The following is an 18,741-nucleotide window of genomic DNA, read 5'->3' as shown; positions in this document are numbered from 1 at the left end:
TTCGTTTACCATATCTTTTTTTGGTTACGTGCAACGGCCACGGCTATGAGCAGGAGGGTTTTAGAAGCACAATCCTGCCTACCGAGCACCGAACTTTATTAAAAGGAATTGCTTTCAATTTAACACTTTTTGTTTAAAAATTTTCTGTTCAACGGCTTCTTGATATAGAGCTGGAAGAACCTTTCTATCTTTCTTTCTAAGCCTTTTTTCTTTCTTTACGGTCATAAACTCATAGTACACACCAGGGAGCAGTATTACTTCCAGGAAATCACAATTACCGGTTAGTTCGAATTGTTCAGGATCCATCCCTACCCATCCAATGCGAAGTGTTCGAATATCTTTGGGGATTTCAAATTCAAACTCACCATTTTCGTCAGCGGTACCTAACCGAATGGAATCGTTTCCAAATATCACCGCTCCGGATGCATTCCAAAATGCATGATCTGTCGAATTGTGCTTACTTGGAAAATCAGTGCAAATAACCTTTCCGGCAATAGTTTTCGTTTGTCCGGCTGATGTAAGACTACAGGCTGTTAGTAAAAGAGTCAGAAAGAAGAGCAAACTTTTCATATTAGATTCTGTTTGTGCTATGTAGTAACTTTGTGGCTAACAGTCTCGAGCATTTAAAATAGCGCGTTTCGGCACTGAATACTTGTCTACCGAGACATTGTGCGGCCGTTTTTATTCCATTTTATAAATTCTCGAATAGTCTGCAAATTAAGTGTCTTTCAAGTCTTGTTCAATAAGTTTTTTGGCAAGCTCAAAGTCAACAACAATACAACCAACTTCCATTATCCCACTGCCAATACTTCCACCATCAGTATGCCCAAGCCCTGTCCAGCCTAAAGTTCGGTCCATTCGTTCTTCAAGTTGATGTCTTTTTTCCAAATCTTTGTCTGTTCCGAAACAGTCAATAAAGCAAACATTGCCAAAAAGCTAATTGAAAACTTCATTTTCATTTCTTTAAATGCACCACAACGGTTTGGCTATGAGTAGTACGGGATTTAAAGGCACCTCATTTTCCGATTCCTGATTAGTTCATTTGTAGCTTTAACTTTCATTTTAGCACTTCTGCTTTTATAGTTTCTAACCATCTTTTAATTTCATCAAACCCGCCACGTTCAGTTAATCTTTCAACTGTCATTTTCTCTACTGCAAGTTTGTTTAAATGACGTTTAGCTTTAGATATTTTTTTCTTCTGCTTTTCTTCTTTTTTTACAGGATCTGGATTAATTGCATTCCAATTGGTTTCACTTGTTGCTTGATGAACAGCCATAGCTACTTTCATAGGCACATCCTCATCATCAGTTATGTCAGTTAAAGTAATGTTTATGTTTAAATCTTGATAACATTCAACGATTGCTTCGTGATGTAAGTAGTTTTCTAATTCAGTTTTTGCTGTATTGAATCCAATCTTTGTATCAATGCCCTCTCCATTAAGGTCAGCAACACTTTGAATGTAATCTTGTTTGTCAGAATCATAAATATGTACTTGTGATTGCAATAAACCATCTAAATATTTTTTCTCAATGTAGAATTTAAGTTGTGAGCCACCTGTTGGAATAAAAGCAACTGCCTCATTATTCTCAAGGTTTATAATATTCTCATCACTAGCATTCAATAGCTTGCTTATACCTTTTAGAGCGTTAACGTCATTTTCTCCCTCCACAAAAATTAAAACTTTTACCTTGTTTTTTGGGTCAGGCAGAGCTCCAAGAGTTTCAATAATTCTATCGATGATTTCTTCATTATCAGAACCATCTTCATTTATACCACTTTGAACTCTTATTTGTCCATTATCGGAATAAACATATCGCAGTGAAGCTTTCGGGATTTCTTTGGCAAGATTTGAATTATGCGTTGTGAAAAATACTTGGGCATTTTCCGTTTCTGAAAGTTCCTTTAAAGCATTAACTATCATCAGTTGAAAATCAGGATGCTGGGAAGTTTCTGGTTCCTCCAGGGCGTAGATAATATTTGGTGCGTTTTCAGTTCTACGATTTTCTACTTGAGCTCTAAAAAAACTTAATAAAACTAATCTTCGCATACCACTTCCTCTTTTATTAAGTGGAACTCCTCTGTCGTCTTCTAAGGTTAACTTGAAAATTGAATTCCAAGTTGGTTCTTTGGGAAAATTAGAACGAAGTGTTTCTGCTAATTCGGAATCTAAATCATTTAGCTTTCTAATTGTGTCATCTGCCAAGCTTGTAGAAGACTTTTGCACAGCTTCTTTTAATTTGTCTAGAAGTGGTGTTATGGTATCTCTCTTTAAAACTTCTTTTATTATTTCTTTCATTGGGTCTTGAATGTCCGAATCTTGATCATTCAATTGCTTATCAACAAAGAACAAAGAAAAAATTGGAAGATATTTTTTAAGATTAGTCCATATTCTCTTTCTGTTATCCTCATTGTCTAATCTACCGTCAATTTTTATTTCTGTTCGCTGCGTGGTTATCTGTCCATCTTCATAAAAGTGATTACGAATAGCATTTCTTAGCTCTTTACTTTTAGTTTTATTAACTCCTTCTGGGTTTATGCCAAGTTCCTCAAATTGTAATTGTAGAGTTGTTCTTTTTTTCGAGAGCAGGTCAGCTAAATCATTGTGGTCAGGATAATTGCAAATAATTACTGATTCTTCAGAAATGCTTCCTGTAGCGGAAATCGGAAATGATTTTTTAATTTCTAATTTATTGTCAGAGTTTAATAAGTATTCATCAGCCAAACTTGTAGTAATACTATCGTCTAAAACAAGTTCTTCAGGCAAGTCTGTGAAAATGCAGGTAATTTCAATTCTACCGTTATCATTGTTGATACACAAATCATTTTTATCAGGTTTTCCATTGAAGAATATGTTGAGAGCTTCCAAAATAGATGACTTACCCACATCATTTTTCCCAATGATTACATTAAGGTCAGAAACTTCAATTTTAATTTCTTGAGAGTAACTTCTAAAGTTTTTTAATATAAGTCTATCTAATTTCATCTGTGTTTTTGGTTAGCTTACTCACAACTTGTTTATATACGAAACTCTATTAGGCATATACCACCCAAATAGCGAACTATACAGAATTTTACCCATATAACTTCTCTTCAAGGGGATTGCCGCTGATACTTTACACAAGGCTAATCCATCTTCTCAGTTTAACTACCTTAATTTACTTATTTTTGCTAAAATTCCAATTTTTATCGCTTCCATAGTTGATTGGTTACAGCCCTATTTTCTTTGCCTTTCATACAAATAGCGAATCACTAACAACTAATCCCTGGCAACGCAATGCTTCTCCCCTCCTTTCTGCTCCGCCCTATTTTTAAGTGGTAAAAAATTCTAAGGTATTTTACTCCCGGAACGGTATTCCTTGAAAAATACAAAGTTGACGTGGTATTTAGTCCTTGATTCGCTTCGGTTAATTCGAACGGATGACTGGCTGTTTTTCAGATATTTTCACTTAGCAGGCCTTTTCACTTATTTTCACTTAGCAAGCCTTCAATAAATTTTTTTTTTCGCGCCTCTGCTAAGTGAAAAGCTAACTGAAAATATCTGGAAAAAAATGAAAATAAGTGAAAATTTCTGAAAGGCCTCTAACAAAAAGCCTTCCCGGAAGTTGCTGTCTTTTTTAGGCTGATCACAGGTATTTTTGTTCTGAGGGAGAGAAATCGAGTGGTTTATTCATAACGGTACGGGTCCCAAGGAGGTATCGACCGGTACTTTTGATACACCTTTGTAAAGTACAATTACTTGTCTGGCCTGTTAGGAGTTGGGGATTTGGGGTTAGCTATTAAGGGGCAATTTATTACATAGTACAAACCCGGAAGTTCAGGCTTAACGAGGCGCTAGTGATCAATGGAGCTTCTGACTCTCAGGAAGGGCCTCACTGAGGGTTTTTACCACCAAAGGGGCGGCCTCTCAAAGGAGAACCTCCCGCGTGGCGGTATCCGCAAAGAATTTTAAACATGCCCTTAATGGATTTTTCTTTATAGGTTTTTTTCCGTTTTTAAGAGAAGTATGCCTCCTGCTTTCTTGTTGTTTCAAATTCATTTTTCTTGCTCATAACGGCCTGGAGCATTCGGAGTTCCTCTGAAACTTACGCAAACCACTGCCTGCCCCAAGTTTTCTTAGCCATGGGTGTAAACAGCACTTTATTCAACCTGTTTCAATTTTATTATTTTAATATTAACTCAAGAAATCTGAGATCGCCTTAGCAATTTGCTTGGGCTTCTCCTCATGAAGGAAATGCCCCGCTCCTTCTACTTCCATCATTTCATACTCAAAAGCATTGTGAGATAGAAAATTGTCTAGGATTCCAAAACTAGCCGATGACGCAATTCCTTTGGTTGAATTTTTAATTTTAGGATAGGTCTTCTGTTCTGAAATATCCTGACCGAAGGTCTGATACCAGGCACTGGATGCTCTTATGTTTTCTTTGTTGTTGTAGTGTTGAATGTAAACGGAGCGGTCAAAATCATTGATTGCTTCTTGGTTGACAAGTAGCTTATCCAAAAGATGATCTAACAACAACCCGAAACGCCCTTCCAGCAGTTGGGCAGGCAAATCACTTAACTGATTAAATGCTACCCACCAGGGGTATACGGGAGTTCCTACAGGCAACATAGGTAGTCGATACATATTTTCATCGGGAGGTGGGGTATCCAAAAGAATCAGTTTATTGATTCTTTCCGGATGATTGGCTGCAAAAGAATACGCTACATTGGCTCCAATATCATGTCCGGCCATATGTACCTTGTCGTATTCTAAAGCTACTATCAATTCTTTGATATCGCTGGCCATATTCTTTTTGCTATATCCTTCTACAGGCTTATCACTATCTCCCATTCCGCGTAGATCAATCACAATTACCGTATATTTTTCAGCCAAAGAAGGCATGATACGATGAAAAGACCACCAAGTCTGGGGCCAGCCTGGCAACAATATCAATGGTTCTCCACTTCCTCCTATGACATAGTGAAGATTTATATCATTAACTTTTTGAAAACGACCGGAGAAACCCGGCATTTTTTTAATGAGATTTTCTGTTGAGTAATGATTCATATTGATATAGGTTTATTCTTTTAATCCGATAGCTCCTTTAAAGGAAATCCAGGCAAATTTTTTACTATCATTTTTGGCAACATCCCCAGCCTCAACGGCATAGATTGAAGTTTCGATGATTGATCCGAACAAATTAAAAATCCAGGGGACCGTCAACTCACTGTTAATACGTTTCTCCTTTTGAAGTTCTTCTATGATTTTTAGCCATTTCGATTTGACATTATCTGATTCGAATTCTTTTTCCCTATCTAAATCTGAATAGTTACTGTGCTCATAAATCCTTTTGATGAACGAATAATTAGCTCCTTGCTCAATCGCAGCAAAAAGCATATTTCTTACTTTTTTTATGGGGTCCTTATCACTTTCGTAGGCCTCATTCATAGCCTTGTTACAACTATTGAGCATTTCGTTTTTGCAAGACTCAATTAAATCCTGGCGATTTTCAAAATATCGGTGTAGCGTTCTCCGAGAAACCCCGGCCTCTTCAGCTACTCTCTCCAAGGTATCCGATTTATTGTTGCGAAAGCATGTCACTGCCGCAGCTATAATTTTGCTTTTTGTGTCTATCATGACACAAACATATGTAATATGTCACAAATATGTGACATAAAATAAAAATAATTAATCCCCTGCTATCATTAGCAGGTTCAGTATAGCATTAAGAGAAGAGTACTGAAGAACTGGTCAGCCGGGGTTGCTTATAAGACTTTTGAAATCTGCTGGGATTGCCCACAACGGTTTGTATAAACGGCATTAAAATAACCGTTTATACCCTGCTATTCTATTTCAAGATATTCCTCCAATAGTTTTGTTACTTTTTTACTCTGTTTTTCATTGTATAATGCATTTAAAGTCTCTCTTTTTTTATCATTTTCAATGTTACTTGTCCATAGTATCGTATAGTACTTTACGTCACTTTTTTTATGATGAAAAAAAGGAGAAAGACTTTCATATACTCGAAAATAGTTAAAGTATCTATCATATGCACCGCCAAGGGCAATTATGAGATTTATAATTACCTTATCATTTTTTTCAGTTTCCAATATTGAGATGAGTTTTTCAAAAGTACTCGGACGCTCAAATAATATGGCTCTATAACCGCTAGTCTCTTGTAGTGCTTTCCCTCTAAAATATTTACTTGCCTTTATTCTTAGCTCTAAATCTTTGCTCTTTAGATTTTCAAATTGAACCGTACTTTCTTTACAGTCTGCATTATCAAACAATTCGGGGATGTGTTTTTCAAAGAACCGGTTAATTTTCAGTTCGTTTTTTTCATTGTACACTTCTAGCAACAATTTAACAGCTTTTGAATAAACAATATGATATTCTGAATCCCTATAGTACTTTGTCCTCTGCTTCTTTTCTAAAAATTCTTTTTCTCCTATTTGGATCAGCTTCTTGGCTTCTACTAAAACTTCATCTATTTCCATTTTGCTCAAATTATGTACAACAGTTTCTTGTATGATTCGCACTATGACCTCACGGGGCCATGCATCAGGCACCTTGTTGTGGTGTCGTTTTAGTTTTCTTTTAATTCAATTTTAGTTCGTTGGACAGCTATATCACCGTTTTCATCCAATTCATTTTCATGGTTGATGTCGACAGTTAAGTTCTCCTTATTTAGGAGTTTTAAAATTGATTTTGCCTTTTCTCTAAGGATGTTCCAGTCAGATGAATGCTTTTCCATCTCAAACCAAAAATCTTGTGCTTTTTCCTCACTCCATTTATTCGTCAAAAAATCAATTTCGTCTAGTTGTTCTTTTGCTTGTGCATTGATTAAATTCCGTTTTAAAAAATGGGTTTTATTCAATACATAACATGAATCAAAATCCTCAAGCATTTCATCGGCTGTAACTCCAACACCGTAAAAGTCTATTTGTTCATCTAATGGCAGTGTCATGGCGATTAACGTTTTGATCATTTCTTCAAATTGCCATAACAAGTTATCCGTTTCGAATAATTCATTCCGAATGAACGCTTTGCCAGCATTTCGTTCCCTCCTCCAAAATTGGTTCTTCATGTATTTCCTTAAATGCTTAGCCCATTCGGGAGAGGTTGTTAAGTGTCCTTTTTTCTTATGAGCCATTGAAGTGAATTAAACTTTTTCTTTTGCTGTTGCAACGACTTTTTTGGGTCCTTGAAGATAAATTTCAGCATCACCTCTCATCCACCCTTCCAAACCTTCTCGTTCAATTTGCTCTCTTGTTAGAATCAAATCGTCTATGTCCAAAACAGTTCCGAAAAAATCATCTGCTTCGCTCCAGTCTGTACATTCATTTGATTCTTAGAGAAATTCAAGAGGTTTGGAACACTCCCCTAATTTAATTTTCGAACTAAAGAATTAAGTTCTCAGAACTAAAGTCTCCCCCATCTAATACTAGCGTTTTTCGGTATCCATTCTCTTCATGCCAAAACTAATTTTCTTTGCCACAGGGTGAACATGCTTCTCTCATGTCAATATACACTTCGAATGAATATTCTATTCATTTACATGAATCAACACTCAGTCTATACATCACAACGGGAACGTTTAAACGCAGTAGCGGATTTCAAGGCATTAACTTGCCCGAATGTGAACTACTGCCATTTTTCAAATTGAAAAATGGCAGTAGTGGCGGTAAAGGATTGAGAATTTAAGGTTTGACCATTATCCGCTATAGCTTTTTACCATGTTGAACGCTATTGTTTCTTGCTAATATCAATAAGCTGTTTCAGTAGCATTTTCGAGCTTTTTATTTCAATAAAAGCTCGAAAATTATTCAAAATACTTTTTACGTTCAAGAGTACTAATTTCCCAGTCATTATTTTTAAAAGAGGTGTTTTTGAATCTTACTGAATATTTAAGTGTACCAGAAACAAAAAACGGATTATCTTGTTCATCTACATCAAAAATTTTGTTGTTATATATTTTACAGCTATAAAATCTTGCACTTCTTTCTTCCTTATAGTTAAAGTTTAGAAAGGTCCTTTGAAAACTATTATTCGCTATTTCACAACTTTTCAATATCACATCACTTGGTAATATTTTATTGTTAAAGCTTTTGCCAAAGCCTAATAGCTTGTCAGCTTTGTTATTGCTTATTTTACAGTTACTTAACTTAATTTCTTCTTCATAGTTCGAACCAATTCCTTCATCATCTTTCAACTGAATGATAGATTTACAATCATTGTTTTTAATAGTTACATTATCTAAAACGATATTTTTTGCTCTGTCCAATGCTACTACATTTTTTTGAATATTTGTAAAAGTAGAGTTTTTAAAGGTTATGTTGGAAGCCTTTGAACAGTATACACCTGTAAAACCTATCCCGTCAATATTACAATTGATAAATTTCCCATCTTTTCCACTAATTAGCATTCCATAAAAATTCTCGTATTCGTCATTCAAGTTTTCCTTTTTTTCTTCACGGTCAGATTCGCTTGTTGGGTAATAGAAACAGAAGTTTTTAAAGACAAATTTTTCAAGGTCTTTGATATAAAGTAAAGACTCTCCATATGTATAACATATAAAATAGACCCGCTGTTTTCTACCTATAAACTCAACATTTTTTAAGTCTCTTAATATCAAAGTTCCTGTTCTTTTTGGAGCAAAGTGCTCGTTAATGACTTCAGTATTATAGGTTAATTCTTTCTTGTGAAAATTTAAGATAGGCGTATCAATTAAAAAGACTCTATTTGATTTTAAGTTTTTAAGTAAACTCATTTCGTCAGTAATAACAACAGTGTCTTTTGTAGGTTTTATATTTTCATTATTGATACTTGACCATTTTTCTCTCAGTTTCTCTTCTCTCAGAATAGATTCTCCAGGGGAAAGGGACTTTTTATTTCTATAATAAGTGTACATTTCTTCCTTTAATTTATTGTACTCATCCATCACCTCTGATATAGGTTTTTCAAGCTCTACTTTTATGATTTTTTTTATCTTAGCCTCAGTAACAGCGTCTACTTCAGCATTAATTTCTGCTAGTGATTTTGATATGGTATCCGCTAGGAAAGCGTTGAAAACAAATACGTTTTGACTATTTATTGTTGTGCTAACCCATTCGCCTTGAATAAGGTTATTCCCGACTTTAATCTTTTCATAAACGCCTGAATGTGTGTCAACAATTATTTTTTGATTAAAATCAAGTTTTCCGAGTTTTTTCCCTTTTGGTTTGTCTCTATAATTCAACCCTGACTCAGCAGTTACGTATTTAATTTCATTTTTAGTTTCATCCGCTTTTTTGGTTTTACACATAACTGATAGGAGAACTAATAGAATTAAAGTTCCTCTTTGTGTTATTGTAATCAATCTTGTTTTTAATCTTTTCTTTAGCTTCATTTATACAAAAAAATTTAAATTTCGTTTCCCTATATTTTTTTTTCAGCTCCCTACTTAAGTTTACCGATATGATAAGAAAAAAGTAGTTTGGTAGGTGTTCCAAACAAATTCTCTTTGAATTGCCGGAAGTAAATATTTTTTCTTGTGGATATTATTGAAGTGAATTAACCTTTTTCTTTTTCCTAAAAAATCTTTCAAAAACGCCTCCTCTGTGTTACTTTTTTCAACAATAGCTTTGGCTATTCTCTCCAAAAAGTGCCTTGATGAGCCGATTTTGATTCTATTTTCGGTCAAAAACTATAAGTTTAAATCACTTCATTTACAAGATCCGAAATTTTCAAGGCTGTTTCGTATGACATTTCTTATTTCTGTCGGTTGTGTTCAAATAGGTGCTAACAAATTTATTAGGCATATACCACCCAAATAGCGAACTATACGGAATTTTATCTGCTTTTTTATACCGTATTACTTCTCTCCATGAGGTTTGCCACCTATGCTTTATACAAGGCTAATCCGTATTATTTGATTTCACCCCTAAATATACTTATTCCCGAAAAGTTTCCAATTTTTATGGCTTCCAAAGCCAGGGGCTTTCTTGTAAGTGTAAGGCTTAATTTTCGGAGGGATGATGTTGTAATCCATGGCCATCAGCTACTAATAGCGAATCACTAACAACTAATCCCTGGCAACGCAATGCTCCTCCCCTCCTTTCTGACGGCCTGCCCTGTTTTTAAGTGGTAAAAAATCCCAAGGTGTTTTACTCCCGGAACGGTATTCCTTGAAAAATACAAAGTTGACGTGGTATTTAGTCCTTGATTCGCTTCGGTTAATTCGAACGGATGACTGGCTGTTTTTCAGATATTTTCACTTAGCAGGCCTTTTCACTTATTTTCACTTAGCAAGCCTTCAATAAATTTTTTTTTTCGCGCCTCTGCTAAGTGAAAAGCTAACTGAAAATATCTGGAAAAAAATGAAAATAAGTGAAAATTTCTGAAAGGCCTCTAACAAAAAGCCTTCCCGGCAGTTGCCGTCTTTTTTAGGCTGATCACAGGTATTTTTGTTCTGAAGGAGAGAAGAAGAGCGGTTTATTCATAACGGTACAGGCCCCAGGGAGGTATCGCCTAACACTTTTGATACACCTCCGTAAAGTACAAATTAGGGATTAGATATTAGGGGGTTGGGGGTTAGTGATTAGGGGTAGGGAGGTGATTTATGACAAAGAACAGGCTTGAAAGTTCAGGCTTCACGAGGCGCTAGTGATCAAACCGGGGCTTCTGACTCTCGGGAAGGGGGCCTCGCTGTGATTCTTTTCAGGTATAACCGAAGTGGTTTTTAAATAAGCTGGTTTCCTAAAATTTTTCGGTGTACATACGCTTACACGGCTTTCATTTTTCTATGCCGGAGAAGATAAATCGTCTCCCAAGTTACTACTCCGAATATCGCTGTTTGCACCAGGTATTTCAGTACAACACTCCCGGATGACGCAAATGTCAAATAGGAGCAAGTGGATGGAAAAATGTTTTGTTGTATAACACCAATGGGGAAAAGCCGGACAACTACAATGGAGAGAAGTTAGCCGTATCAATATACGCATAAGCTAACCAGGCAAATACGATTACAAAAAACAGGATCTCTAGCTTGGTTAAAACAATACTTAGAGCATGCCTAAATTTCATTCCTTTGGGTCAAAAACTTCCATTTCATAAACCTCAGCGTAGTATTCCGTTGGTCGGCCACCGAGTGTCGGACTACAAAAATGCTATTTTGAGAACCCTAAACTGAGAATTTTCATCACCAAAGGGGTATCCCTGCAATGAATTTCAGACATGCTCTTATAGAAGTGAATTAACCTTTTTCTTTTTCCTAAAAAATGTTTCAAAAACGCCTCCTCTGTATTACTTTTTTCAACAATAGCTTTGGCTATTCTCTTCAAAAAGTGCCTTGATGAGCCGATTTTGATGCCATCTTCGGTCAAAAACTATACGTGTAAACCACTTCATATTTAACAAGCAAATTACTTCACTACTGTAGCTTCTAACTCTACTTTTAATGTTTCGAATAGGCTTTCTACCTGTAGTAAAGTGCTGGCTTGTTTAATGCCATGCCTGGCGACCCAGTCCTGAAACACATCAAAGCATGTAAAGAGCTCTGTGGTATTGGTGGTAAAAACATTTAAGCGTACAATGTTCTTACACTCATACCCGGCCTCATGAATCACGTACTCCAGGTTTTGTATGGCCTGTATCAATTGATCTTTCATATCATCTTTACTTGATTTTCCATCAGCGTCTACTGCTGCCTGGCCCGAACAATAGAGAGTGGCCTCCGCTTGCTTTACTTCTACAGCCTGTACATAGCTGCGCTCATCTTGCCATTGCCAAGGATTAATTACGGTCGTTTCCATTTGTTTTTCCTTTAAAGTCATTTAAAAATTTACACTTCAAAGGTCGGGGTGACCTGTGGATTCAGGCTGTGATCTACCTCACAGTTTATCAGCATACCCTGTGATCTACCTCACTATTTAATTGCGGCAGAATCACTAAGAATAAAACCTGCTTAAGGTTTCCCTCGATACTCCCAGATAGGCCGCAAGCTGGGCTTTCGATACTCGCTGAGCCAGCGTAGGGTATTGCTGTATCAATTGCTCGTACCTTTCTTTTGCATTGGTGGTGAGTAAAGACAGGATTCGCTGTTGTGCTCCGATAAAACCGGCATTCGATTTTTGAAGTAAAAAGCTTTCCATTTTAGGAACCTCTCGACACAGCTGTTGATAACCTTCCGGAGAAATACAAAAAACAGTCGTATCTTCCAGACACTGCAGGGACATGGAAGCTGGAGTTTGGTGGAAGTAGGCATGGAAATCACTTTCCCACCAATCTTCCATGGCAAATGAGACTATGTGTTCATTGGCTCTATCATCAGTGTAAACCAATTTTAACAATCCTGACTCAACGTAATACGCATAAGGTACATTTTCACCGCACTGAAAAAGGAACTCGTTCTTTTTAAATTTTTCAACGGTGAATTGAGTCAACACAAAGGAAAACTCATGATCGGTAAGCGGAACAATTTTTTCGATATGATTCCTCAGTGTTTCAAGCATCCGTTCAGTGGGTTTAACTATGGAGATTACTGAAATATATTAACAATCTTCAAAATTGGGAAAAAATCACTTTAAAGAACCCAGTATTCACGCCTTTCTCAGAATGAGGAGCTCTTGAAGGAGTACAATGGTGAGTATAAGAACAGTAACCAATTGTGCAGTAATTTTCAAAAACGCCTCCTCTGTGTTACTTTTTGTACCAATAGCTTTGGCTATTCTCTTCAAAAAGTGCCTTGATGAGCTGATTTTGATTCCATGTTCGGTCAAAAACCATAAGTTTAAACCACATCGCTTTTAAAATTTTGAATATTATCCAAAATCCATTTTTTAAAATTTTGTGCTGGTCTTCCAAGAATGCTTTCAACTATAGGCGTGACTTTATAACCTTGTTCAGGTGTGTTACCATACCAACTATATAGATAATCCATTGTCTCTTTCGGTAAACCCCATTCCTTCCACCTGGCTCTAGTTTGTTCTTCATTTAGTTCTTCAAATGTTATTTCCTTTTCAAGAGTTTGGGCTAATTGTTCAACCTGTTTACGCGGTGTCAGGGTTTCAGGCCCTGTTAATGTGTATATTTTTTTATGATGTCCTCCATTAATTAATATTGAAGCTATTACACTACCTACATCATTTTCGTGTATAGCAGCCGTTGGCCTGTCTCCAAAAGGCTCCTTAATCTCACTGTTTCGAATAATAGATTCAGCCCAACCTAAAGCATTTGCCATGTATTCCTGCGGTTGTAAAATTGTCCACTCTAACGAACTTAGTCTTATTGCTGCTTCCAAGGAACTTTCATTTCCTTCTCCATTCCAAAGTACAGTTACTCGTTCGATTCCTGATTGTTTTGTTAACTCTACAATTGATTTTCCATTTGACAAAGGGGTATATTTTTCATCTCCAATTGATATAAAGTGTACCGCATAAACACCGTCAAATGCCTTTTTTAATGTTTCCGATTTGTTTAAGTCACCAGTAATTACCTCTACTTCTTTAGGGAAATCAGAACTATGAGAGTTTCTAGCTAGTACCCTTACATTTTTTTCTTTATTTAAGAGTTCCTTCACTACTTGTCGTCCGATAGTTCCTGTAGCTCCTGTAACTAAGAAAACTTTATTTTTAGTGTCTTTCATTTTATCATCATAATTTTACTCAAACAATTTGTATTCAATGCCCGCTAATAATTGTGCCGGTTAAACAGAAATGTATCCGGAGGAAGCGAGGGCTTTAAGTTGCGAAAAACTTTCCAGTCCACCTAAGCCCAGTATAGTTTTTTATGTTATACTCATTAGAGAGTATTACGAATCGAATATTATAAGGGAGCAAAAGAGTGGGTGATGTAATTTTCCCACAGGAAAAGTATTCACCCACGCGCTTTAAGGCTTTGCAGAGCCTGAGCGAGTGTGAATGTGAAATATTATTGTCAGAATTCCGGCCAGTACTATGGGGCAAGCCGCCAGCCCTTCGAAAGTTTATTGACATTGAATGATATCTTGTTACAACCCGGACATCATCTCCCCTTAACGGCTTCGCATAATTGTACGGTCATATTGCTTCCCGCGATGGGTAAAATACTTTGTAAAAACTCCTCAAAAAAACAAGATCCCATAGAGGCGGAAGGGGGTCTATTTCTTTACCTGTCAAGAAGGAGAGGTTTTTGAAATTACCAACCTCTTCCAAGAAGAGGGGCTTAACCTGCTTCAAATAGAGCTAAAGACTTCTGTTGCTTAAGGGTTGGGAAAATTACCTTTCGAAATACAATCATTTCCCAACCAGCTTCTCACCTTGTTTCGGGAAGCCCAAGCATCCTCTCTTCCAAAAATACATACCGGGAGATGTAAAGGAAGTGTAAAAGGGTGCTATTCCTTATTGCCAACAAACAATGGAGCTTTTATTTTTGTCATTGACGGAGCATTCGAAATACAAGGCCGCTTGTTGCATCTCAGAGATGCCCTGGCTATGTGGAATACGGAAGCCATCACCTTTGAAGCGTTGTCGCATGAGGACCCTCCTAACTGTAGAGGTTTGCATTGGTCTGAACTCTTGCTCTTGCCCTTCTACAGCGAAAATTTTACCTTATCGCTATAAATAGATTTCCGGTTAGCTATTGGTGTGTTAATAAATTGATTGTAACGCCATTGGGATCTTTCACAAAGAAACGCCTTACCCCCCAACTTTCATTTGTTATTTCATACACTATCTCATGGTTCATGCTTTTAGCCAGCTCATACATTTTGTCAACATCGGATATTTCAATAGAGAGAAAAATTGATTTATTATCCGGTTGTTCCGTTTCTGCATTTTTAAAAATGCTTATTTGAGCCGTGGGATTTTCTTTGGATGCGAATGTCAAAACCCAGCCCATGTCCATCACCAAATCCATTCCTAAGAAATTAAGATAAAACTCCTTGCTCGCTTCTATATTGTCAGAATAAATATTAGGAACAATTCTACGCATCGTTATTTTCTTTTCAGTTCTATTATAGTTGTTTGTGAGAGTAAAATTTACCGGTCATTCAAACCCTTTCCATCAAAAATTTGTGGGATACACTTTTCTATCCTTGAAGTGCGGGTTTTGGATTGTTTGGCTTGTGAAAAATGCAAAAGGTAGCCTCTTTGCCGGCCTGGAGTCAATGCCTCAAAGGCGGCTTTCAAGTCGGGATTTCCCTCCAGTTTTATTTGAAATTCTTCCGGCATATTGAATTCGGAGGTCTTTTTAAACTCCACTTTCAAACCAGCTTTTTCCACTTCGATGGCTTCGAATATATACGTTTTTAACAGGGACTCCAATTCCTCTATTTCCTGAAGGCTGGTAAAGCGGATTTGGCGTGCAGCCTGTACATTTTCGGTTTGTTGGATCAACAGGCCATCGGCATCGCTTAACAAGGCCCCTTTATGAAAAAGAAACGCACAATACTCTTTAAATTCATGAATTAGTACAATGTTACTTTTCTGAAATGTATAGCAAGGTACTCCCCATTTCAACTCTTCCGTCAGTCCGCAATTAAGAGCAATTGTTCTCAATCTCCCCAATTCGTCTTGCCACTTTTGAGATTTATTAAAAAAGAAATCAACTTTAGGATTCATTCTGTTTATTTATTATTGATGTGAATTAAACTTTTTCTTTTTCCTGAAAAATGTTTCAAAAACTATACGTATAAACCGCTTTATTGATTAACCGGAATAATTTTTCTATCTGTGGGTCTGAAATACCACGATGCTGCCGTCAAAACGATTAACAACACCGGACCGAAAAGCTCTTTCACCTCATCTCCATTGGCGATATGAGAAAAGACAGCACCGGACATCGCAAAGAAGAAGCCGGCATAGGCCCATTCCTTTAATAAAGGAAGCTTTGGCATCAGTACTGCTACGACTCCCAATATTTTCCAAACGCCTAATAAAGATAAAAAATAGACCGGATAACCCAAATGCGCAGATGTACGTTCTACTTCGTCTTCCATTTTTATTAATTGTACTATCCCGGTGGAAAACATTCCTAGGGCCAGCCAAACCGTGGCTACCCAATAGATAATTTTGTTTCTTTTTGTCATCACAGATATTGTTAAGGTTTGGGCCACAAAGTATTCCTTAATTCATACGCCATACAGGTCTCATACACTTTTTCAAGCAAACCAAGACCCAGTTCTTTATGAATTTGAAAGGCAGCGTTGACAATCGTTTTGCCTATAAGTTCTTCTTCTTGTGACAGCTCTTTATAGTTCATCACTTCAATTGGCTGACAACTTCCTGCAAGCGATTATGGGCCATATTGATGCCTTGAGAAAAGGGTAATTTTAACATTGCATCCCGGTCTGCCACGGATCTGAATACCATATGCATGGTGAGCTTACTGGTAGCGGCTGTGAGGGATTCAAAATCCAGGAACTCCAACTGAACGGGAAAGGATGTATTTTCCATTTCAAAAGTCCGTGTGATCTTCCGGTTCGGAAAAAACTCATGAATGACCCCATTGAATCCGTATTTGTTTCCCTTTGGGTCAGTGGTCTCAAACTGCCAACTACCGTGCTTTTTATTTTCCAGTTTAAGTACTTTCGTGCCCATCCATTGCTCCACAATTTCCGGCTCAACGTATGCTTTAAAAAGCAATTCCAAGGGCAAATCAAATTCCCTGGTGATCAGTATTTCTTGCTTGCCGTCTTCAGCATGAATTTTAGTTTTTGGTTCCATGGATTTCTATTTATCGGTTTTGTAATTTTTCATAATCGCCTCCAATTTATTAAACCTGTTATCCCACAGGTTGCGAAACGGCTCAATAAAATCTGCTATCTCTTTCACTTTCATCGGGTTTAAGTGATAATAAATTTTCCTGCCTTTATGCTCTTGTTCAAGCAATTTGCACTCCGTAAGAATTTGAATATGCTTGGAAATGGTTTGCCTGGATGAATCAAACTCTTCAGCAATGGCACTGGGCGTCATTGCCTGTAGCGCAACTAATGTAATGATCGCCCTTCTTGTCGGATCGGCAATGGCTTGAAATACGTCTCTTCTCTGTTTCATTTATACAGCTATTTGACTGCTAATATAAATGCAGTCATTTAACTGCGCAATATTTTTTTTCATTTTTTTTGAAAATCAGTAAATAACCTTAGTAAAACAATTATTGAGGGGAGCTATCAAAAAAGGAGTTTTTCCTCAACTATTTTTATTCCAGGCATTGTAAGGTTTTCTTGAAGTATATTTTATGAATAAAGCTTAATCTTCCGGTTTTAACCATAATGCGGGCCGAACACCGCCTCCATCCCTGGGTTTGCCAAAGACACCATTTCCACGGACGTAAACATACCCGTGGGAATTGATACTTGCGGAAGTACGACTATACATTCTTATTTCCGCTAATAAGGACCGCTAACGTTTTGTATAAAATGCCTGTTGTAATCCCTCAGGTGGACCTTCCCGTTAGTGTCCGGTCAAACTTCAGGTTTCTATTGACCGTCGAAATCTAATCAGGTTTGACTTTTATTTCTTTGTCAAACAAATTGACGCCTCCTTTTACACCAAAATCCAAGGTGGTTACCGGATAAGCAATAGAAATACTTTCGTTTTCGAATCGCTTTTTGATCCGGATAATTATATCACTCATCGCCCTTTGGTAATCATTATTGTTGGTAAATTTAATCCAGAAACGAAGCTGGAAATTAAAAGTAGAATTGCCAATTTCGGTAAAATAGAAATCTACTTCTTCATGGGGTAATAGCTCCTTTATATTCTTTACTTCATCCAAAGCAACGGCTTTCACATGCCCTAAATCGTCACCGTAAGAAACTCCACATTTCAGAATGACTCTTCTTTTACGAAAAGTGGAAAAATTGGTAAAGGTATTGCTGTAGATCACTTGATTGGGCACAAATACTTCCTGTCCGGGAATGGTTTTGATTGTGGTCGTGACCCAACCTACGTCTAAAATGACTCCGTAATTATCCTCAATCTGTACCCAATCGTCTTTTTGAAAGGGATGTTGAATTTTTAATAACAACCCTGCGAAAATGTTCGAAGCGATGTCTTTAAACGCAAAGCCGACAATAATTCCTATTATCCCGGCCCCGGCCATTAGCTTTGTCAATGCTTTTTCCAGGCCAATGATCTGTAAAGCCAAGAATACTCCTGAAAGAATAAGGAAAAAGTAAATCATAGAGGATATAATATTGACGATCTCAGAGTGGGCCCTAATGGCTTTTGAAAAGAACTTTTGGCTTATACTTTTGGCAAATTTTGCAAGCCCCACAAACAGTATCAGCACCACGATCGCCAGAAACAATTTGGGTAAGTAATCCAAAACGGACTGCTCCCAGTTTAACAGTACTTTTTCAAAATACGTAATTGTGGTATCCATTCGCTTAAGACTAAAAGGTTATGAATGCTTATGTTGTCATCTTAGTTGTTTCAATAGCCGGTTGAATGTATTCCAATTTCGTATTTTATGTCATTGCCTGTACCCGGTTACGGTTTAATTTTTTAACTTGGATTCTGTTCATTTTTTTCTCCAGTTAAAAATAAAAAAAACCTCCAAATCCCAATTTAACTTTAAAAAAACTGTAAATATTCAGGTTTCCAAGGAAGCCAATGGTTTCTTTCAAATATATAAACAGTACTCACAGAGGGGCATAGCCGAAGATCAATCCCATAGCCCCGGTCCGGAGATACAAACAAGCGATGGAAACCCAAATAGATATAAATAGAAAACCCCGGCTTTTGCAAGCGGGGTAATGGTATTCTTCTTGTTGGTTGATTACTCTTTGGGCTTTTTAA

Annotated in this window: 19 protein-coding genes; 1 reads left to right on the top strand and 18 read right to left on the bottom strand. The window is 36.9% G+C overall.

From position 1 onward, the window contains the following. Positions 1-114: 114 nt before the first annotated feature. The 11 genes from AAG747_RS21385 to AAG747_RS21335 form a co-directional block, all read right to left on the bottom strand. The gene (locus tag AAG747_RS21385) at positions 115-570 is read right to left on the bottom strand and encodes a hypothetical protein (protein ID WP_346823270.1); all 456 of its coding nucleotides are present in this window, start codon (positions 568-570) and stop codon (positions 115-117) included. A 147-nt stretch (positions 571-717) separates the two neighbouring features. Next, positions 718-858, bottom strand: coding sequence for a hypothetical protein (locus AAG747_RS21380; RefSeq protein WP_346823269.1), 141 nt, complete (start codon positions 856-858; stop codon positions 718-720). 199 nt (positions 859-1,057) lie between these two features. Further along, entirely contained in the window at positions 1,058-2,983 is a 1,926-nt protein-coding gene (locus AAG747_RS21375; protein WP_346823268.1) for an ATP-binding protein, read from the bottom strand. A gap of 1,188 nt (positions 2,984-4,171) precedes the next feature. Then, on the bottom strand, positions 4,172-5,047 hold the full coding sequence (locus AAG747_RS21370) for an alpha/beta fold hydrolase (protein WP_346823267.1): 876 nt from the start codon (positions 5,045-5,047) through the stop codon (positions 4,172-4,174). 12 nt (positions 5,048-5,059) lie between these two features. Further along, a complete protein-coding gene (locus tag AAG747_RS21365) occupies positions 5,060-5,617 on the bottom strand; it encodes a TetR/AcrR family transcriptional regulator (protein WP_346823266.1) in 558 nt (185 codons plus the stop codon). A gap of 206 nt (positions 5,618-5,823) precedes the next feature. Further along, positions 5,824-6,477 carry a hypothetical protein gene (locus AAG747_RS21360; protein ID WP_346823265.1) on the bottom strand — a complete coding sequence of 218 codons (654 nt, stop codon included), beginning with the start codon at positions 6,475-6,477 and terminating at the stop codon, positions 5,824-5,826. 89 nt (positions 6,478-6,566) lie between these two features. Beyond that, the gene (locus tag AAG747_RS21355; RefSeq protein WP_346823264.1) at positions 6,567-7,133 is read right to left on the bottom strand and encodes a hypothetical protein; all 567 of its coding nucleotides are present in this window, start codon (positions 7,131-7,133) and stop codon (positions 6,567-6,569) included. Positions 7,134-7,802: 669 nt separating this feature from the next. Then, a complete protein-coding gene (locus AAG747_RS21350) occupies positions 7,803-9,368 on the bottom strand; it encodes a right-handed parallel beta-helix repeat-containing protein (protein WP_346823263.1) in 1,566 nt (521 codons plus the stop codon). Positions 9,369-11,382: 2,014 nt separating this feature from the next. Further along, complete coding sequence (locus AAG747_RS21345) at positions 11,383-11,772, bottom strand: RidA family protein (RefSeq protein WP_346823262.1); 390 nt, start codon at positions 11,770-11,772, stop codon at positions 11,383-11,385. Positions 11,773-11,907: 135 nt separating this feature from the next. Beyond that, positions 11,908-12,471 carry a Crp/Fnr family transcriptional regulator gene (locus AAG747_RS21340; RefSeq protein WP_346823261.1) on the bottom strand — a complete coding sequence of 188 codons (564 nt, stop codon included), beginning with the start codon at positions 12,469-12,471 and terminating at the stop codon, positions 11,908-11,910. Between the two features lie 278 nt (positions 12,472-12,749). Beyond that, entirely contained in the window at positions 12,750-13,604 is an 855-nt protein-coding gene (locus AAG747_RS21335; protein ID WP_346823260.1) for an NAD(P)H-binding protein, read from the bottom strand. 601 nt (positions 13,605-14,205) lie between these two features. On the opposite strand from AAG747_RS21335, the gene AAG747_RS21330 reads away from it, so the two are divergent. Further along, positions 14,206-14,559 carry a pirin family protein gene (locus tag AAG747_RS21330; RefSeq protein ID WP_346823259.1) on the top strand — a complete coding sequence of 118 codons (354 nt, stop codon included), beginning with the start codon at positions 14,206-14,208 and terminating at the stop codon, positions 14,557-14,559. Positions 14,560-14,575: 16 nt separating this feature from the next. Here the strand turns inward: AAG747_RS21330 and AAG747_RS21325 are convergent, their stop codons facing one another. From AAG747_RS21325 to AAG747_RS21295, 7 genes are all read right to left on the bottom strand, one after another. Further along, positions 14,576-14,929, bottom strand: coding sequence for a VOC family protein (locus AAG747_RS21325; RefSeq protein ID WP_346823258.1), 354 nt, complete (start codon positions 14,927-14,929; stop codon positions 14,576-14,578). A 47-nt stretch (positions 14,930-14,976) separates the two neighbouring features. After that, entirely contained in the window at positions 14,977-15,558 is a 582-nt protein-coding gene (locus AAG747_RS21320) for a YdeI/OmpD-associated family protein (RefSeq protein ID WP_346823257.1), read from the bottom strand. A gap of 80 nt (positions 15,559-15,638) precedes the next feature. Beyond that, positions 15,639-16,025 (bottom strand): DoxX family protein, encoded by a 387-nt coding sequence (locus tag AAG747_RS21315; protein ID WP_346823256.1) that lies wholly within the window; start codon positions 16,023-16,025, stop codon positions 15,639-15,641. Between the two features lie 11 nt (positions 16,026-16,036). Beyond that, positions 16,037-16,198 (bottom strand): GxxExxY protein, encoded by a 162-nt coding sequence (locus tag AAG747_RS21310; protein WP_346823255.1) that lies wholly within the window; start codon positions 16,196-16,198, stop codon positions 16,037-16,039. Further along, positions 16,198-16,662 (bottom strand): SRPBCC domain-containing protein, encoded by a 465-nt coding sequence (locus AAG747_RS21305; protein ID WP_346823254.1) that lies wholly within the window; start codon positions 16,660-16,662, stop codon positions 16,198-16,200. Before AAG747_RS21305 ends, AAG747_RS21310 begins: the two co-directional genes overlap by 1 nt. 6 nt (positions 16,663-16,668) lie before the next feature. Beyond that, complete coding sequence (locus tag AAG747_RS21300; RefSeq protein ID WP_346823253.1) at positions 16,669-16,992, bottom strand: ArsR/SmtB family transcription factor; 324 nt, start codon at positions 16,990-16,992, stop codon at positions 16,669-16,671. Between the two features lie 442 nt (positions 16,993-17,434). Then, positions 17,435-18,325 (bottom strand): mechanosensitive ion channel family protein, encoded by an 891-nt coding sequence (locus AAG747_RS21295; protein WP_346823252.1) that lies wholly within the window; start codon positions 18,323-18,325, stop codon positions 17,435-17,437. Positions 18,326-18,741: the final 416 nt, after the last annotated feature.

It is taken from the genome of Rapidithrix thailandica, from assembly GCF_039710355.1.
Lineage (GTDB): Bacteria > Bacteroidota > Bacteroidia > Cytophagales > Flammeovirgaceae > Rapidithrix > Rapidithrix thailandica.
The sequence above is the reverse complement of the archived record's forward strand: the minus strand, read 5'-3'. Positions and strand labels throughout refer to the sequence as shown.

Excerpts from the sequence above, each read along its gene's own strand:
- AAG747_RS21375 (WP_346823268.1), bottom strand. The coding sequence starts at position 2,983 with ATGAAATTAGATAGACTTATATTAAAAAACTTTAGAAGTTACTCTCAA.
- AAG747_RS21345 (WP_346823262.1), bottom strand. The coding sequence starts at position 11,772 with ATGGAAACGACCGTAATTAATCCTTGGCAATGGCAAGATGAGCGCAGC.
- AAG747_RS21325 (WP_346823258.1), bottom strand. The coding sequence starts at position 14,929 with ATGCGTAGAATTGTTCCTAATATTTATTCTGACAATATAGAAGCGAGC.
- AAG747_RS21350 (WP_346823263.1), bottom strand. The coding sequence starts at position 9,368 with ATGAAGCTAAAGAAAAGATTAAAAACAAGATTGATTACAATAACACAA.
- AAG747_RS21385 (WP_346823270.1), bottom strand. The coding sequence starts at position 570 with ATGAAAAGTTTGCTCTTCTTTCTGACTCTTTTACTAACAGCCTGTAGT.
- AAG747_RS21355 (WP_346823264.1), bottom strand. The coding sequence starts at position 7,133 with ATGGCTCATAAGAAAAAAGGACACTTAACAACCTCTCCCGAATGGGCT.
- AAG747_RS21310 (WP_346823255.1), bottom strand. The coding sequence starts at position 16,198 with ATGAACTATAAAGAGCTGTCACAAGAAGAAGAACTTATAGGCAAAACG.
- AAG747_RS21300 (WP_346823253.1), bottom strand. The coding sequence starts at position 16,992 with ATGAAACAGAGAAGAGACGTATTTCAAGCCATTGCCGATCCGACAAGA.
- AAG747_RS21365 (WP_346823266.1), bottom strand. The coding sequence starts at position 5,617 with ATGATAGACACAAAAAGCAAAATTATAGCTGCGGCAGTGACATGCTTT.
- AAG747_RS21340 (WP_346823261.1), bottom strand. The coding sequence starts at position 12,471 with ATGCTTGAAACACTGAGGAATCATATCGAAAAAATTGTTCCGCTTACC.
- AAG747_RS21295 (WP_346823252.1), bottom strand. The coding sequence starts at position 18,325 with ATGGATACCACAATTACGTATTTTGAAAAAGTACTGTTAAACTGGGAG.
- AAG747_RS21370 (WP_346823267.1), bottom strand. The coding sequence starts at position 5,047 with ATGAATCATTACTCAACAGAAAATCTCATTAAAAAAATGCCGGGTTTC.
- AAG747_RS21360 (WP_346823265.1), bottom strand. The coding sequence starts at position 6,477 with ATGGAAATAGATGAAGTTTTAGTAGAAGCCAAGAAGCTGATCCAAATA.
- AAG747_RS21320 (WP_346823257.1), bottom strand. The coding sequence starts at position 15,558 with ATGAATCCTAAAGTTGATTTCTTTTTTAATAAATCTCAAAAGTGGCAA.
- AAG747_RS21380 (WP_346823269.1), bottom strand. The coding sequence starts at position 858 with ATGGACCGAACTTTAGGCTGGACAGGGCTTGGGCATACTGATGGTGGA.
- AAG747_RS21305 (WP_346823254.1), bottom strand. The coding sequence starts at position 16,662 with ATGGAACCAAAAACTAAAATTCATGCTGAAGACGGCAAGCAAGAAATA.
- AAG747_RS21315 (WP_346823256.1), bottom strand. The coding sequence starts at position 16,025 with ATGACAAAAAGAAACAAAATTATCTATTGGGTAGCCACGGTTTGGCTG.
- AAG747_RS21335 (WP_346823260.1), bottom strand. The coding sequence starts at position 13,604 with ATGAAAGACACTAAAAATAAAGTTTTCTTAGTTACAGGAGCTACAGGA.